At 66.9% G+C, this 14,774-nt stretch carries 16 protein-coding genes; 8 read left to right on the plus strand and 8 right to left on the minus strand.

Going from position 1 to position 14,774, the window contains the following annotated elements:
- The first annotated feature begins 36 nt into the window (after positions 1-36).
- From AC5RTY_RS07795 to AC5RTY_RS07815, 5 genes are all read left to right on the plus strand, one after another.
- Entirely contained in the window at positions 37-315 is a 279-nt protein-coding gene (locus AC5RTY_RS07795) for a hypothetical protein (protein WP_494139324.1), read from the plus strand.
- 423 nt (positions 316-738) lie between these two features.
- Positions 739-951, plus strand: coding sequence for a hypothetical protein (locus tag AC5RTY_RS07800; protein ID WP_494139325.1), 213 nt, complete (start codon positions 739-741; stop codon positions 949-951).
- A gap of 158 nt (positions 952-1,109) precedes the next feature.
- Positions 1,110-1,352: a hypothetical protein gene (locus tag AC5RTY_RS07805; protein ID WP_494139326.1), complete on the plus strand. Its 243-nt coding sequence runs from the start codon at positions 1,110-1,112 to the stop codon at positions 1,350-1,352.
- Between the two features lie 282 nt (positions 1,353-1,634).
- Positions 1,635-1,853: a hypothetical protein gene (locus AC5RTY_RS07810; RefSeq protein ID WP_494139327.1), complete on the plus strand. Its 219-nt coding sequence runs from the start codon at positions 1,635-1,637 to the stop codon at positions 1,851-1,853.
- Between the two features lie 315 nt (positions 1,854-2,168).
- Positions 2,169-2,366 (plus strand): hypothetical protein, encoded by a 198-nt coding sequence (locus AC5RTY_RS07815; protein ID WP_493999486.1) that lies wholly within the window; start codon positions 2,169-2,171, stop codon positions 2,364-2,366.
- Between the two features lie 70 nt (positions 2,367-2,436).
- On the opposite strand, the gene AC5RTY_RS07820 is transcribed toward AC5RTY_RS07815, so the two are convergent.
- The 5 genes from AC5RTY_RS07820 to AC5RTY_RS07840 form a co-directional block, all read right to left on the minus strand.
- Positions 2,437-2,769, minus strand: coding sequence for a cupin domain-containing protein (locus tag AC5RTY_RS07820; protein ID WP_493977940.1), 333 nt, complete (start codon positions 2,767-2,769; stop codon positions 2,437-2,439).
- A 140-nt stretch (positions 2,770-2,909) separates the two neighbouring features.
- Positions 2,910-3,638, minus strand: coding sequence for an amino acid ABC transporter ATP-binding protein (locus AC5RTY_RS07825; protein ID WP_494013817.1), 729 nt, complete (start codon positions 3,636-3,638; stop codon positions 2,910-2,912).
- On the minus strand, positions 3,635-5,101 hold the full coding sequence (locus AC5RTY_RS07830; protein ID WP_494139328.1) for an amino acid ABC transporter substrate-binding protein/permease: 1,467 nt from the start codon (positions 5,099-5,101) through the stop codon (positions 3,635-3,637). The genes AC5RTY_RS07825 and AC5RTY_RS07830 overlap by 4 nt, the downstream gene beginning before the upstream one ends.
- Positions 5,102-5,218: 117 nt before the next feature.
- The gene (locus AC5RTY_RS07835; protein ID WP_494139329.1) at positions 5,219-8,236 is read right to left on the minus strand and encodes a bifunctional [glutamine synthetase] adenylyltransferase/[glutamine synthetase]-adenylyl-L-tyrosine phosphorylase; all 3,018 of its coding nucleotides are present in this window, start codon (positions 8,234-8,236) and stop codon (positions 5,219-5,221) included.
- A gap of 9 nt (positions 8,237-8,245) precedes the next feature.
- Entirely contained in the window at positions 8,246-9,586 is a 1,341-nt protein-coding gene (locus AC5RTY_RS07840; protein ID WP_493977944.1) for a glutamine synthetase family protein, read from the minus strand.
- Between the two features lie 169 nt (positions 9,587-9,755).
- On the opposite strand from AC5RTY_RS07840, the gene panB reads away from it, so the two are divergent.
- Complete coding sequence (panB, locus tag AC5RTY_RS07845; RefSeq protein ID WP_494023236.1) at positions 9,756-10,628, plus strand: 3-methyl-2-oxobutanoate hydroxymethyltransferase; 873 nt, start codon at positions 9,756-9,758, stop codon at positions 10,626-10,628.
- 53 nt (positions 10,629-10,681) lie between these two features.
- Here the strand turns inward: panB and AC5RTY_RS07850 are convergent, their stop codons facing one another.
- Positions 10,682-10,921: an SPOR domain-containing protein gene (locus AC5RTY_RS07850; RefSeq protein ID WP_493999481.1), complete on the minus strand. Its 240-nt coding sequence runs from the start codon at positions 10,919-10,921 to the stop codon at positions 10,682-10,684.
- Between the two features lie 16 nt (positions 10,922-10,937).
- Between AC5RTY_RS07850 and map the strand changes: the two genes are divergently transcribed.
- Together map and ppgK are read left to right on the plus strand one after the other, a co-directional pair.
- Entirely contained in the window at positions 10,938-11,816 is an 879-nt protein-coding gene (gene map / locus AC5RTY_RS07855) for a type I methionyl aminopeptidase (RefSeq protein WP_493999480.1), read from the plus strand.
- 107 nt (positions 11,817-11,923) lie between these two features.
- Entirely contained in the window at positions 11,924-12,724 is an 801-nt protein-coding gene (gene ppgK, locus AC5RTY_RS07860) for a polyphosphate--glucose phosphotransferase (RefSeq protein WP_493978006.1), read from the plus strand.
- Between the two features lie 75 nt (positions 12,725-12,799).
- Here ppgK and nrdR read toward each other — a convergent pair whose 3' ends face one another.
- Both nrdR and hisD read right to left on the minus strand, forming a co-directional pair.
- The gene (gene nrdR, locus AC5RTY_RS07865) at positions 12,800-13,300 is read right to left on the minus strand and encodes a transcriptional regulator NrdR (protein ID WP_493999479.1); all 501 of its coding nucleotides are present in this window, start codon (positions 13,298-13,300) and stop codon (positions 12,800-12,802) included.
- Between the two features lie 100 nt (positions 13,301-13,400).
- Positions 13,401-14,750 (minus strand): histidinol dehydrogenase, encoded by a 1,350-nt coding sequence (gene hisD / locus AC5RTY_RS07870; RefSeq protein WP_494139330.1) that lies wholly within the window; start codon positions 14,748-14,750, stop codon positions 13,401-13,403.
- Between the last annotated feature and the right edge of the window lie 24 nt (positions 14,751-14,774).

Below are 14,774 nucleotides of genomic sequence, written 5' to 3' on the forward strand. Positions count from 1 at the left end.
TATCCTCCGGTCACGCGCACTGTAGAAGAGGACAACATGAGTAACGACTACCACGATGCATGGGATTCATTGGCCGAGACCATCGGCGCTGCAAAGGGGCAGAGTTCAGGCAGCATCACTGACCTGGATCATCTGTCCGTTGATCAGCGACTCAAGGTAGCCGAGGTGGCAGCACTGCTCTCCATCGCTCAAGAACTGTCCGCGCTGAACCCGCAGAACACATCATCCAGCGACGGGGACGGCAACACCGTCAACGGATGGGGAATCGTCACCAAACGAGTAAAGCCGACTCCTGGCAAGTTCGTGCAGCAATAGATACCCGCTAGGAGTATCGGTGAGGGCCGTGCCGGAATCCGGCCCTCACCGTTGTCCTGGCGGCACGAGGAACAAAGAAACTTTCCTCCACATCGTTAGTGCCAATCTGATGACTGAGACCACGACCGCAACCCGGAACTGCTCCGAGAGCAGGTTTCCAGCCTCCTAATTCAGCCACTCGAATCGGCCTCTGTAGTCTTGGCAACCAGCCCCCGCATTTTTCGACACCGCCGAGCCGCTGCGCATACCCAAGCTAGTTTCTTCCTAAGAGCCGTCATGGGTAGGGGAAGGTGCACTGATCCCTGAGCATGAAGTGGACTTTGATGAAGTCTCGCTGATCCCGACCAACCGGAAGTCCAGCAAGACCCTTATCCGCTTCAAAAACGAACTGCTCCTCCGTTCTGCAGGACCGTGCTGGCGAACATGGCCGAAGTCGCCGTTGCTCGCGACACCAACCCGACTGTGAAGGCTCTGGAGCAGCGCTACGCCGAGTACGACGAACATGCGATCCGCGTGACGGCCCGCTTCGATCTGGGCCTGTTGCGTCCCGAAGGTGTTCTGAGGACCGAGCAGGAGCTTAGGCATGGCAACGGTCACCGGGCAGCACTTGGCCGACTTCCTGGGCCGGGGAGATAATACAGAGCTTGTCTCCCTGGCCGGGGACACCTGCCAGTCGACAGTAACGTCCGAGCCAGTGGCTTTAGGAAACCGAGCCGAACGCCAACCTTGCCGCCGTTATCAAAACCGCGACCGCCCGCCTCGTAGTCAAACCACAGCAGGCCAAACGGTTTAAGATGGACGACTTCTCCCAGACCTTCGGCCCCCTGGACGGCCTCACCCTGCCAGAACTGGCAGTGCTCCACCTGTACCGGAAACGGACCGGATATTTGGGCTCGGTGACGGCAGTCAAAGCAGGCCTCAACGCAGCGCGGCAAATGATGATCGACCGGATCCGCATATTCCGTCAGAGCGACGAGATGATCGTGGACCCGGAAACCGGTGAAATGAACTCTGAAGTCGTCACTATATACGAGTGACGTGCGAAGGTTCAGGTCAGCGGCCTCTCAGTCGAAACACACACAGCGCGAGGACACCAGTTCATCGTCTAGACGCTCAGCTTGCACCTTCCGGTAGGGCTGGCCCCGTGGCCGTAAGCGTCGAAGTGGGAATCTTGGCCGCGCCCCTGGATGCATCCTGCGTGGGCAACGGTTCCGGGTCTTTGCCCTTCACGAGAAGACGCTGGCGACAGCCCAGCGGCTCGACATAGAGCGGAACGTATGTACGAGGCATTGGACAGGTGGCGTGCCATAATCAGCGCCATGACAACAGTTGGGGAAAACAAGAAAACGAATAACAAGCGGGCCGGAGACGTGATGGTCGGCATCGGCACTGTGTTGGCCTTCATCTGCCTGATTCTCGGTCTCGTCTTCGCAGGCAACGGCGGAAACGCCTTAATGTTTTCAGGCACTATTCCAGCCATGATGCTGGTGATGATCGGCTACCTGAAGCGCATAGCTGTGGCTATCGAACAGAAGTAACAGACTGACCAGCCAAGTCCCCCGGCTCACCATGCCGGGGGACTCGGCATTCAGTCCGCAATAGGTCCTCAAAACGGCCCATTCCATTCATTGATCACCAACGACAAAAAACCTGGATCATGCCTGAATCGGCGGCAAGCCGCGATTAATCCGCGCGAGTCGGTACGGCGCCTAAGGCTCCTCCTGCCACGGGAGGAGCCTCACGCGTTGTCTGCGCTCCCGGCGCTTTCGCCCGTCGGCCGATTGGTCCGCACAAGTGAGCGGCTGCCGGAGAGAGCCTCGGCTGCGACTTCGAGGCGTGGCAAAATGAAGCCCATGGGCGAAAGCGGGGAGCCCGCACCTCAGGGCCGCACGCCGCGACCGGTCAGGGCCGCGCTCATCGGCGCTGCCGTTACCTTCCTGGTGTTCCTGGTCATCCTGCGCGTCGGAGTCGCCTATTCGCTGGTGCTGACGGCCACCGCGCTGCTGTTCGCGGGAGTGGTGGCGATCATCCGCAGCGCGCTGCGCAGGTGACGCGCGACGCGCCATGCGGGCAAGGCCCGGCGCGTTGCTCGGCTGTCCCGGTGGGTCCCGGCGGCGCCGTTCAGCTGTCCCGGCGTGTCTCGGTGACGGCTGTCAGCAGGAACACCGAGTCCTCGGACGCCTCCACCGAGTGCCGCTCCTGCGGGATCACGGCGAGCTGGTTCTGGTTGACGGCCATGCGGCCGGACGCGGACACCACGGTGACCGCCCCTTCCAGGACCAGCAGCGTGCCGGCCAGCGGGGCGTTGTGCTCCCCCAGCTCCGCCCCGGCCTTCAAGGCCAACACCGTCTGGCGCAGCGGACCGTCCTGGGCCACCAAGGCGGCACTGCGACCGTGCGGCGCTCCGACGGCCACGGCCAGGTGTTCGCGTCCAAGCACATCGATGTCGGTCATGTCCGGCGCCTCCTTCGGTTGGGTTCCGGCCTCAGCCTAGCCCGGCGCCCTGTTCCCGGCCACACACCTACAGGGCGGGGGCCCGACGGCGGCGCGCCCCCGCGCATCGGAGGGCACCGCCGTCGGCCGGTCAGAGGACCTCAGAGGACCTTGGCCAGGAAGTCCTGGGTACGTGCCTGCTGCGGGGCGCCGAAGAGTGCCTCCGGCCTGCCTTCCTCCACGATGTTGCCGTCGGCCATGAAGATGACGCGGTCCGAGACTTCGCGGGCGAAGCCCATCTCGTGGGTGACCACCACCATGGTCATGCCTTCCGCCGCCAGGTCCTTGATGACCTGCAGCACCTCCCCCACCATCTCCGGGTCCAGGGCGCTGGTGGCCTCGTCGAAGAGCATGATGTCGGGGTTCATGGCCAATGCCCGCGCGATGGCCACGCGCTGCTTCTGTCCGCCAGAGAGCTGGGCCGGGCGGGCGTCGGCCTTCTCGGACAGCCCGACCCTCTCCAGCAGTTCCAGGGCCTTGCTGCGTGCTTCGGCCTTCCCGAGCTTCTTGAGCTCCACCGGGGCCAGCATGATGTTCTCCAACACGGACTTGTGTGGGAACAGGTTGAAGTGTTGGAAGACCATGCCGATGTGCTGGCGCACCTTGTCCAGGTCGACCTTCGGGTCGGTCAGGTCGAAACCGTCAACCACCACGGTTCCCCCGCTGATGTCCTCCAGCTTGTTCAGGCAGCGCAGGAAGGTCGACTTGCCGGAGCCGGACGGCCCGATCACGCAGACGACTTCGCCTTCGGCCACCTCGACGTCGAGGCCCTTGAGGACCTCGTTGCTGCCAAAGCTTTTTCTGAGTCCGGCGACGTGAATCTTGCTCACTTGTTGAACCTCTTATCCAGGATGTTGGAAAGCTTGATCAGCGCGGTGATCACCACGAAGTACAACGCCGCCACGATCAGCAGCGTTTCGCCGGTGCGGAAGTTGGAGGCGTAGATCTGCTGGCCCTGGTAGGTCAGTTCGGCGAAACCGATGACCGCGAGCAGGGAGCTGTCCTTGAGCGTGATGACGAACTGGTTGATGAAACTGGGGGTCATGATCTTGACCGCCTGCGGGATCACGACCTTCTGCATCGACTTGACGTAGCCCAGGCCCAGGCTGCGGCTGGCTTCCATCTGGCCTGGATCGACGGACTGGATGCCGCCGCGGACGATCTCCGTCATGTAGGCGCCGGCGTTCAGGCTCAGCGTCAGCACGCCGGCGGTGAGGACGTCGATCGGCGCCCCGGTCAGCTGCGGCAGGCCGAAGTAGAAGAAGAACGCCTGGACCAGCAACGGCGTGCCGCGGAAGATGCCCACGTAGGTGGTCGCGATCCCGCGCAGCACGATCCGGCGGGATACCTTCAGGAACCCGAAGGCGACGCCCAGGACCAGGGCGATGATGATCGAGACCGCCGTGGCGAACAGCGTGAGTCCCAGGCCCTTCATCAGGGCGGGGAGGCTGTCCGTCAACAGCTGCCAGAAGCTGCTCTTCCCGGCGGTCTCCGGCGAAGCGAGGTACTTGTCCAGGATCTGCTGGTATTCGCCGCTGGCCTTGAGCTCGGCCAGGCCGGCGTTGAAGGCTGCGATCAGTTCGGGATTCTGGTCCTTGTTGACCGCGAAGCCGTAGGAACTTCCGCGTTCCTTCTCCGTGACGGCCTTCAGCCCGTTGTTTTGGGCGATGCCGTAGGCCAGCACCGGGTAGTCGTCGAAGACTGCCACGGAGTTGCCGGCCTTGACGTCGTCGTACATGGTGGCCGACTGGTCCAGCGGCTTGACCGTGAAACCGTACTCTTCGGCAATGGAGTCGGCGAAGGCTTCACCCTCGCTGCCGCGCTTGACCGCGACCGTCTCGCCCGCGAGGTCCTCGTACGAGGTGATCTCGTTGTTGCTCTGCGCCACGGCCATCTGCACACCCGAGTCGAAGTACGGGTCGGAGAAGTCGAAGACCTGCCGGCGCTCGTCCGTGATGGACATGCCGGCGATGACTCCATCCACCTGGTTGGACTGCAGCGCCTGCAGCGCGGCGTCGAACCCGAGCGACCGGATTTCCACCTCGAAACCCTGGTTCTCGGCGATCGCCCGCAGCAGGTCCATGTCGATGCCGACCAGTTCGCCGCCCTGGCGGAACTCGAAGGGGGCGAACGTCGTGTCGGTACCGATGACGTAGCTCTTGCCGCTGGCGCTCTGCGGCGCCTGGGCCGCGGCCGCGGCCGCGTTGCCGCCGAAGACCAGCGAGAGCACCGCCAGCAGTCCGGTCAGGGCCAGCAGGCGCCGTCCCAGCCCGGTGCGTTGGAGGGTGTGCAAACTAAACAGCTCCTAGATTTGTTCTCAGGGCACGCCTGTACAGCCTGTGCAAGGCGCAAAAGATCCTCATTGAGGGTACAGACCGGTGACCGGCAGCACCACTTGGCGTCGGGGAGGCTAGGTGCCGTAACCGTAGAAGTAGCGCTCGAAGATGGCCCGGGCGCGGCGGGTCAGGCGCAGGTAGTCTTCCTCGATCGCCGCAGCGTTCCCGGGCTCGTAACCGCACCAGCGTGCCACCGCTTCGAGGTCCCGGCGCGAGGCCGGCAGGACGTCCGAGTTCTTGCCCGCCCAGATCACATTGGCCGACCGGATCCGGGTGGCAAGGCTCCAGCTTCGCCCGAGGGCGGCGGCGTCCTCGCCCGGCAGCAGCCCGGCGGCGGCGATGGCGGAGAGCGCTTCGAGCGTGTTGGTGGTGCGCAGCTCCGGGAGCTTCCGGGCGTGCTCCAGCTGCAGCAGCTGGACCAGCCACTCCACGTCGCTGAGTCCCCCGCGGCCCAGCTTCAGATGGCGGGCCGGATCGGCGCCGCGCGGGAGCCGCTCCGATTCCACCCGCGCCTTGATCCGGCGGATTTCGCGCACCTGATCGCTTCCCAGCCCCTCCGGGTAGCGGATCGGATCCACGAGCGCGATGAACTCGTCCGCCAGGTTGTCGTCGCCGGCCATCGGGCGGGCGCGCAGCAAGGCCTGCGCCTCCCAGACCAGGGACCAGCGTTGGTAATACTCGCGGTAGGAGTCCAGCGAGCGCACCATCGGCCCGTTCTTGCCTTCCGGCCGCAGCGCCGCATCCACTTCGAGCACCCGTTCGGCCAGCACCGGGGGTGTGCAGGGCTGCTTCAGGAGGGAAGAGATCCGCGTGACAATGCGCTCCGCCTGCTGCTGGGCCAGGCCGGGGTCGGCCCCCGGCAAGGGCCGGTGCACGTACATGACGTCGGCATCCGAGCCGTAGCTGATTTCCCGTCCGCCCTGCCGGCCCATGGCCACCACCAACAGGGCCGTCAGCCGTTCCTCGGACTCCAGCACGGAGGTTTCCGCGACGTGGAGCGCGCCGAGCACGGCGGCACGGTCGGCGTCCGCCAGAGCGGCCCCGACCTGGGACTGCTCCAGCAGCCCGGAGGAGTCGGCGAGCGCGATGCGCAGCGTTTCCCGGCGCCGGATCAGCCGGATCAGCCGGATGGCCTCCTCGGGCACCGGATGGCGGGACATCTTGGACCGGATTTCCTGCCACTGGGCGTCGAAGCTGAGCGGTACGAGGTCCTTGTCGGTGCCCAGCCAGGCCGTGGACTCCGGCGAGACCTCCAGCAGGTCCGTGATGAAGCGGCTGCTGGAAAGGATGTGGCACAGGCGTTCGGCGGCCGAGCTCGAGTCCCGCAGCATGCCCAGGTACCAGTGCGAGTCTCCCAGCCGTTCGCTCAGCCGGCGGAAGCCCAGCAGGCCCGCGTCCGGGTCCACGCCGGAAGCGATCCATTCCAGCAAGACCGGGAGCAGCTGGCGCTGCAGCAACGCCTTCCTGCTGACTCCGCCGGTCAGGGCCTCGATATGACGCATCGCACCCCGCGGATCCTGGTAGCCCAGCGCGGCCAGCCGGCCCTGCGCCGCCTCCGGGGTCAGCCGCACCTCGTCCAGGCTCAGGTTGGAGGCTGCGGCCAGCAGCGGCCGGTAGAAGATGCGCTCGTGCAGCGCCCGCACCCTGCGCTTGGTCTGCTGCCACTTCTCCAGCAGCTCGGCCGGCGCCGGCCGCCTCTCGAGCAGCGCTCCCTGCGCGGCTTTGGCCAGCACGCGCTGCGCCTGCTCGTCGTCGGGCATCAAGTGGGTCCGGCGCAGGTGCACCAACTGGATCCGGTGTTCCAGGACGCGCAGGTACCGGTAGGCCTCATCGAATTCCTGCGCGTCGGCGCGCGAGATGTAGCCCGCCGTGCTCAACGCCGCGATGGCCGACGTCGTGTCGCGCTGGCGGATGGATTCGTCTACCCGGGCATGCACCAGCTGCAGCAGTTGGACCGTGAATTCGACGTCGCGAAGCCCGCCGCGGCCCAGCTTGATCTGACGGCCGCGCTCATGGGCCGGGATGTTTTCGGTGACCCGGCGGCGCATGGACTGCACCGACTCGACGAACCCTTCCCGTTCCGACGAGGACCACACCAACGGCGACACCGCTTCCTCGTACCGGCGGCCCAGCTCGGCATCCCCGGCCACGGCCCGGGCCTTCAGGAGTGCCTGGAACTCCCAGCTCTGCGCCCAGCGCCGGTAGTACGTCAGGTGCGAGTCCAGCGTCCGGACCAGCGGCCCGTCCTTGCCCTCCGGGCGCAGGTTGGCGTCGACTTCCCAGAGCCCTGGTTCCGGGCCGGGCGAGGAGATGACGCGGGCCGTTCCGCTGGCCAGCGCCGCGCCGATCACCCCGGCCTCGGTGTCGGCGAGCCCGTCGGCCTCGACGACGTACACCACGTCGACGTCGGAAATATAGTTCAGCTCCCCGGCCCCGCACTTGCCCATGCCGATGATGGCCAGCCGCACGGCCGCGACGTCGCCGGCGCCGTAACGTTCCGCTGCTTCGGCCCGGGCCACCGCAAGCCCGGCGTCCAGCGCGGCCGCGGCCAGGTCCGCCAGTTCCCGGGCGGCGTCCGGCAGGAAGTCGACCGGCGAGGCCGCGGAGAGGTCCCGGATCGCCAGTTCGGACAGGTGCCGGCGGTACGTGCTCCGCAGCGCGACGTAGGCGTCCTTGCCCGAAAACGAGGCGACCGGTTGTCCCGACAAGGGGTCCGCCCCGACGGAACGCAGCAGCGAGCTGCGCAGGCGGGATGCCGGCACCCGGCCGGGTTCCGGTCCGATGTCCGTGTCGAGGACGTCCAGATGCTCCGGCCGGCGGAGCAGGAAGTCCGCCAGGGCCTCGGAAGCCCCGAGCAGCCGGAACAGGGCTTCGCTGCCGTCGCCGCCCATGTTGATGACGTCCGCCAGGGACGGGTTTTTCTCCAGCAGTCGCACCAGCGACACCAGCGCCTGGTCCGGGTCGGCGCTGACCGCGAACCCGGCCTCCAGCCGCTCCTGGCTGATGCCGGACAGTTCCCTGGCCTGCAGGAACCGGGTGCTGCGCTCCAGATCGTGGAATCCTCGGGCGATCAAGCGCCGGTTCGTCAGCACGTGTCCGCCCTAGAGGATTCCGATGTTGCGCTTCAGCTCGTGCGGGGTGACCTGCAGGCGGTAGTCGTGCCACTCGGCCCGCTTGTTGCGCAGGAAAATCTCGTACACCTGTTCGCCCAGGATCCCGGCCACCAGCTCCGACTCCTCCATGGTGCGGATGGCGTCATGCAGGCTGGACGGCAACGGGTCCAGGCCCATGGCCCGCCGCTCGGCGGTGCTCAGGCTCCACACGTCGTCCTCGGCGGCCGGCGGCAACTCGTAGCCCTCCTCGATGCCCTTGAGCCCGGCGCCCAGGAGCACCGCGTAGGACAGGTAGGGATTGGCCGCCGAGTCGATGCCCCGGTATTCCACCCGGGCGGACTGGCCCTTGCTCGGCTTGTACAGCGGCACCCGCAGCAGCGCCGACCGGTTGTTGTGGCCCCAGGACACGTAACTGGGGGCCTCTCCCCCACCCCACAGGCGCTTGTAGGAGTTGACGAATTGGTTGGTGACGGCGGTGAATTCGGGCGCATGGCGCAGGATCCCGGCCATGAACTGGCGCGCCGTCTTGGAGAGCTGGAATTCGGCGCCGGCTTCGAAGAAGGCGTTCGAGTCTCCCTCGAACAGCGAAAAGTGCGTGTGCATGCCGGAACCCGGGTGGTCGGAGAACGGCTTGGGCATGAAGGTGGCGTAGATGCCCTCCATCAACGCCACTTCCTTGACCACCGTGCGGAAGGTCATGATGTTGTCCGCCGTCTGCAGGGCATCGGCGTACCGGAGGTCGATTTCGTTTTGGCCGGGCCCGTCCTCGTGGTGGCTGAACTCCACCGAGATGCCCACGTTTTCCAGCATGGTCACCGCGGTGCGGCGGAAGTCCTGGGCAACACCGCCGGGCACGTGGTCAAAATACCCGGCGTGGTCCACGGGCACCGGGACCCCGTCCGGACCCAGCTGGTCGGACTTGAGCAGGTAGAACTCGATTTCGGGGTGCGTGTAGCAAGTGAAGCCCATCTCCGCGGCCTTGCCCAGCGTCCGCTTGAGGACATTGCGCGGGTCGGCGGTGGACGGTTCGCCGTCGGGGGTGAGCACGTCGCAGAACATCCGGGACGTTTGCTCCGCTTCGCCCCGCCACGGCAGGATCTGGAACGTGGTGGGATCCGGCTGGACCAGCATGTCGGACTCGAAGACCCGGGCCAGTCCTTCAATAGAGGAGCCGTCGAAGCCGAGCCCCTCCTCGAAGGCGCCTTCGACCTCCGCAGGGGCCAGCGCCACGGATTTCAGCGACCCGACGATGTCGGTGAACCAGAGCCGGACAAAGCGCACGTCGCGTTCCTCGATGGTACGGAGGACGAATTCCTGCTGACGGTCCATGTGCTGCCTTTCGCTGTGTCCGGGCCACGGCATCCAAAAACTGCATGCCAAAGCCTGCGGTGGTCTGCTTCCCTTTAGCCTACTGGCAGCACAACCGAAGTTGGCGCCCCCGGTAACGCGTCCGCGACAGAGTGGAGGAAGCGGACGCCTGAGGATTAGGCTCTACCACATGCCCACTTCACAGTCTTCCGGCGCCGAGCAGCCGGCTCCTTACGGCACGCCGGCGGCGGCATCGGCTTCCCGCCCGGCCCGCCGCACCCGCATCCACCACCTGCAGCAGGCCAAGGACGAGGGCCGGCGCTTCGCGATGTTGACGGCGTATGACCAGTACACCGCGGAGATTTTCGACGCCGCCGGCATCGAGGTGCTGCTGATCGGGGACTCGGCGTCCAACAACGTCCTGGGCAACGAGACTTCCCTGCCGATCACCGTGGACGAGATGCTGCCGCTCTGCCGGGCGGTCGCCCGCTCGGCCCGCAGCGCGTTCGTCGTTGCCGACCTGCCCTTCGGCAGCTACGAGGTGTCGCCGGCGCAGGCGGTGGAATCGGCCGTGCGCTTCCTGAAGGAGACCGGCGTCCACGCGGTGAAAATGGAGGGCGGCGCCTACTATGCGGACACCGTCCGGGCCATGGTGCAGGCCGGAGTTCCGGTACTGGCGCATATCGGCTTCACTCCGCAGAGCGAACATGCGCTGGGCGGCTACCGGGTGCAGGGCCGCGGCGACGACGCCGAACGGCTCATCGACGACGCCCTGGCCCTGGAAGCGGCCGGAGCCTTCGCCGTGCTCATGGAGATGGTTCCGGCCGAGGCGGCCGCCAAGGTGGACCAGGCCCTGCGTGTCCCCACGATCGGGATCGGGGCCGGACCGTCGACCACCGGCCAGGTCCTGGTCTGGCAGGACATGGTCGGCCTGCGCGGCGGCAAGATGGCGAAGTTCGTCAAACAGTATGCGGACGTGCGCACCATCATTTCCGACGCCGCCGCCGCCTTCCGCTCGGACGTCCAGGACGGCGTGTTCCCCGGCCCGGAGCACTCCTTCTAGGCACCCCGTCCTTTGGGTCCGTAAACCCCGCGCCCGGAGCAGGCGCCGGCGGGTCAGTCGTCCTCCGCGTCCCACTCCTCGTTGCGCCGCTGCACCTTTTCCAGTGCGTGCTCGGCCTCTTCGCGGGTCTCGTAGGGGCCGATCAGCTGCGTCCAGTCGGACTGGGCGCCCACTTCCACCTGATGGGTGACCACGTTGTACCAGAAATCCGCCATGCCGGCCTCCTTACGTTGACGGCGCCCGGCAGCGTGCGAAGGCTGTTGCCCCTCCGCTGTCGGGCACCTCTGCAGCACCTATATGATCGATACTATGCCCCACAACGCAGCAACAGCACCCGTCGGAACCCTCGTTCAAGGCACCGTCAGCCCCCCGTTGCCCGTTCCTCCTTCGATCGTCCGGCCCGAGTACGCGTGGAAGCCGGCGCCGGCCAAATTCACCGGCTCGGAGGTCAAGACGCCGGAGACCATCGAAAAAATCCGCGTCGCCGGGCGGATCGCCGCACAGGCCATCGTGGAGGTGGGCAAGCACATCGAGCCGGGCGTGACCACCGACGAGTTGGACCGCATCGGGCATGAATTCCTGCTGGACCACGGCGCGTATCCCTCCTGCCTGGGCTATCGCGGCTTCCCCAAGTCGATCTGTTCCTCGGTGAATGAAGTGATCTGCCACGGCATTCCGGATACCACCGTGCTGCAGGACGGGGACATCGTCAACATCGATATCACCGCGTATTTGGACGGCGTCCACGGGGACACGAACTACACCTTTTTGGTCGGCGACGTCGATGAAGAGTCCCGCCTGCTGGTCGAGCGCACCCAGGAGTCGCTGCGCCGCGGCATCAAGGCCGTGGCCCCGGGACGGGAGATCAACGTCATCGGCCGGAGCATCGAGTCCTATGCCAGGCGTTTCGGCTACGGCGTGGTCCGCGATTTCACCGGCCACGGCGTCGGCGAGGCCTTCCACACCGGCCTGATCATCCCGCACTACGATGCCGCCCCGGCCTACAGCCGGGCGATCGAGCCGGGCATGGTTTTCACCATCGAGCCCATGCTGACCCTGGGCACGATCGAGTGGGAGATGTGGGATGACAACTGGACGGTCGTCACGAAGGACCGCAGGCGGACCGCCCAGTTCGAGCACACGCTGGTGGTCACCGAGACCGGGGCGGAAATCCTTACCCTCCCCTAGCTTTTCGCAGCCTGACACCGCCGGACACAGCGGGTAGGCTTCCGGTAGTCCGGCGAGGCACGCCGGGTCTCAACGCGCACGGAGGTGGCATGGCGACCGAGGACATCGTGGCCAAGAAGGCAGCCAAGCGGGCGGCCCGGTCGGCGATCGGCATCGATATCGGCGGAACCGGCATCAAGGGCGGCATCGTCGACCTCAAAAAGGGCATCCTGGTCGGCGACCGCATCCGCTATGACACGCCCCGTCCGTCCAGTCCGGAGGCCGTGGCCGACGTCGTCGCGCGCATCGTCAAAGAACTCAGCGCCCGCCCGGAGGGACCGGAATCCGACCGGCCGGTGGGCGTGACATTCCCCGCCATCATCCGCCACGGCATTGCACGGTCGGCGGCCAACGTGGACGAGCGCTGGATCGGGACCGACGTGGACGCGCTGCTCACGCACCGGATGTCCCGCCCCGTCCAGGTGATGAACGACGCCGACGCGGCCGGCCTGGCGGAGGTCCGCTACGGGGCGGGTGCGGGGGTGAAGGGAACCGTGCTGGTCATCACCCTGGGCACGGGCATCGGCTCCGCGTTCATCTTCGACGGCAAGCTGGTCCCGAACGCCGAGCTGGGCCACCTGGAGCTGGACGGGCACGACGCCGAGTCGAAGGCTTCCGCCGTGGCCCGCGAACGCGACGGCTTGGACTGGGCGGAGTACTCGCAGCGCCTGCAGCGGTACTTTTCGCACGTCGAGTTCCTGTTCTCGCCGGAGCTGTTCATCATCGGCGGTGGCATCTCGAAACGCAGCGAGGACTTCCTGCCCCGGCTTCAGCTGGCCACGCCGATCATCCCGGCCCAGCTGCGCAACAACGCCGGCATCGTGGGGGCGGCCCTGCAGGCGGCCCTGCACTTCGGCTTCGCCAAATAGGCCGGCAACCGGGAGGTTGGTGCCGGTGGCGGCCTCGGCTTCCCCTCCGCAGCCGCCACCGGAGTCTTGGTCGCGCTACTGCGCTGTCAACGGCCGTTGCCGGCCTTCGGGCCCCTGCTGGCCGTTCCTCTGCGCATCGTGGCGCAGCTGGTCGATCGCGGATTCAAAATCCTCCAGCGATTCGTAGCCCTGGTAGACGCTGGCGAACCGCAGGTAGGCGATCAGGTCCAGCTTCTTCAGCGGCCCCAGGATGGCCAGGCCCACCTCATGCGCGTCGATTTCCGCGGCACCGCTGGCGCGGACCGACTCCTCGACTTCCTGGGCCAGCATGGCCAGGTCGTCTTCCGTCACGGGACGGCCCTGGCAGGCCTTGCGCACGCCGTTGACGACCTTGGTCCGGCTGAACGGCTCGCTGACCCCGGAGCGCTTGATCACGCTGAGGCTGGTGGTCTCCACTGTGGTGAAGCGCCGCCCGCAGGCCGGACACTGGCGGCGCCGCCGGATCGCGGAACCGTCATCGGTCAGCCGGCTGTCCACCACCCGGGAATCGGAGTTACGGCAGAACGGACAGTACACGCCACACTCCTTCCTTCGGGACAGCCAACTTATTCATCCTAGAACCATATCTAGGTGAATTACAAGACTGTGATTACTACATGTTGGGGTTTGGGCCCGTTCAGGCGAACCGGATGGCGACGGCGTCGCCGTGGGCCGGGAGGTCCTCGGCTCGGGCCAGCGCGGCGATGTGCCCGCTGACTTCCCGCAGCGCCGCGTCGCCGTAATTGACCACCTGGACGGCGCGCAGGAAGGTCGTCACGTTCAGGCCGCTGGCGAAGGTGGCGGTGCCGCTGGTGGGCAGCACGTGGTTGGAGCCGGCGCAGTAGTCGCCCAGGCTCACCGGGCTGTAGTCGCCCACGAAGATCGCTCCGGCGTTGCGGATGCGGGCGGCTACCGCGGCCGCGTCGGCGGTCTGGATCTCCAGGTGTTCGGCGGCGTAGGCGTCGCAGACGGCGATGCCCTGTTCCAGCCCGTCCACCAGGATGGTCCCCGACTGCGGGCCGGACAGCGCCTCGCGGACGCGGGCGGCGTGTTTGGTCCGGGCGACCTGCTCGCCGAGTTCCCGGCGCACTGCCGCCGCCAGTTCCTCAGAAGCCGTGATCAGGACGGAGGCGGCGTGCGGGTCGTGCTCGGCCTGGCTGATGAGGTCGGCGGCCACGAACGCCGGATTGGCAGTCTCGTCCGCCAGGATGGCGATCTCGGTGGTGCCGGCCTCGGCGTCGATCCCCACCACGCTCTTGACCAGCCTCTTGGCCGTGGCCACATAGACGTTGCCGGGGCCGGTGACGACGTCCACCGGCTCCAGCGCCGGGCCGTGCCCGTTCGCGGGCGCGCCGTAGGCGAACGCCGCCACCGCCTGCGCGCCGCCGATGGCGTACACCTCGTCGATTCCCAGCAGCCTGGCGGCGGCCAGGATTGTCGGGTGTGGGAGCGAGCCGAAGTCCTTCTGCGGCGGCGACGCGAGGGCGATGGACGCCACGCCGGCGGCCTGGGCGGGCACAACGTTCATGACGACAGATGACGGGTACACCGCCAGCCCGCCCGGGACGTAGAGGCCCACCCGGTTCACCGGGATCCACTTGTGCGTCACCACCGCTCCGTCACCGATCTCGACGTCGGTGTCCCCCGGCTTTTGCGCCGCGGCGAACCGCCGGGCCCGCGCGATCGATTCCTCCAGGCCGGCGCGGACCTGCGGATCGAGCAGTTCCAGGGCTTCCTCCAGCGCGGCCGCCGGCACCCGGGGATGCAGTTGCTCCACCCCGTCGAACCGGCGGGCAAGCTCCGCCAACGCGGCGAACCCGCCCGCCCGGACCTTGCCGATGATTTCCTCTACGGCGCCGGTGGCGGCGTCGAAGGTGGTCTCCGCCCGCGGCATGGCCGCCTTGAGTTCGGCGGTGCCTAGCCGGCGGCCGCGCAGGTCAAGGGTGGGGAAATCGGTGAAGGTGTTGGCCGAGGCTGCAGAAGTCACGCACCCATTCTACTGACCCGGCGC

The organism is Arthrobacter sp. Y3224055 (genome assembly GCF_059090825.1).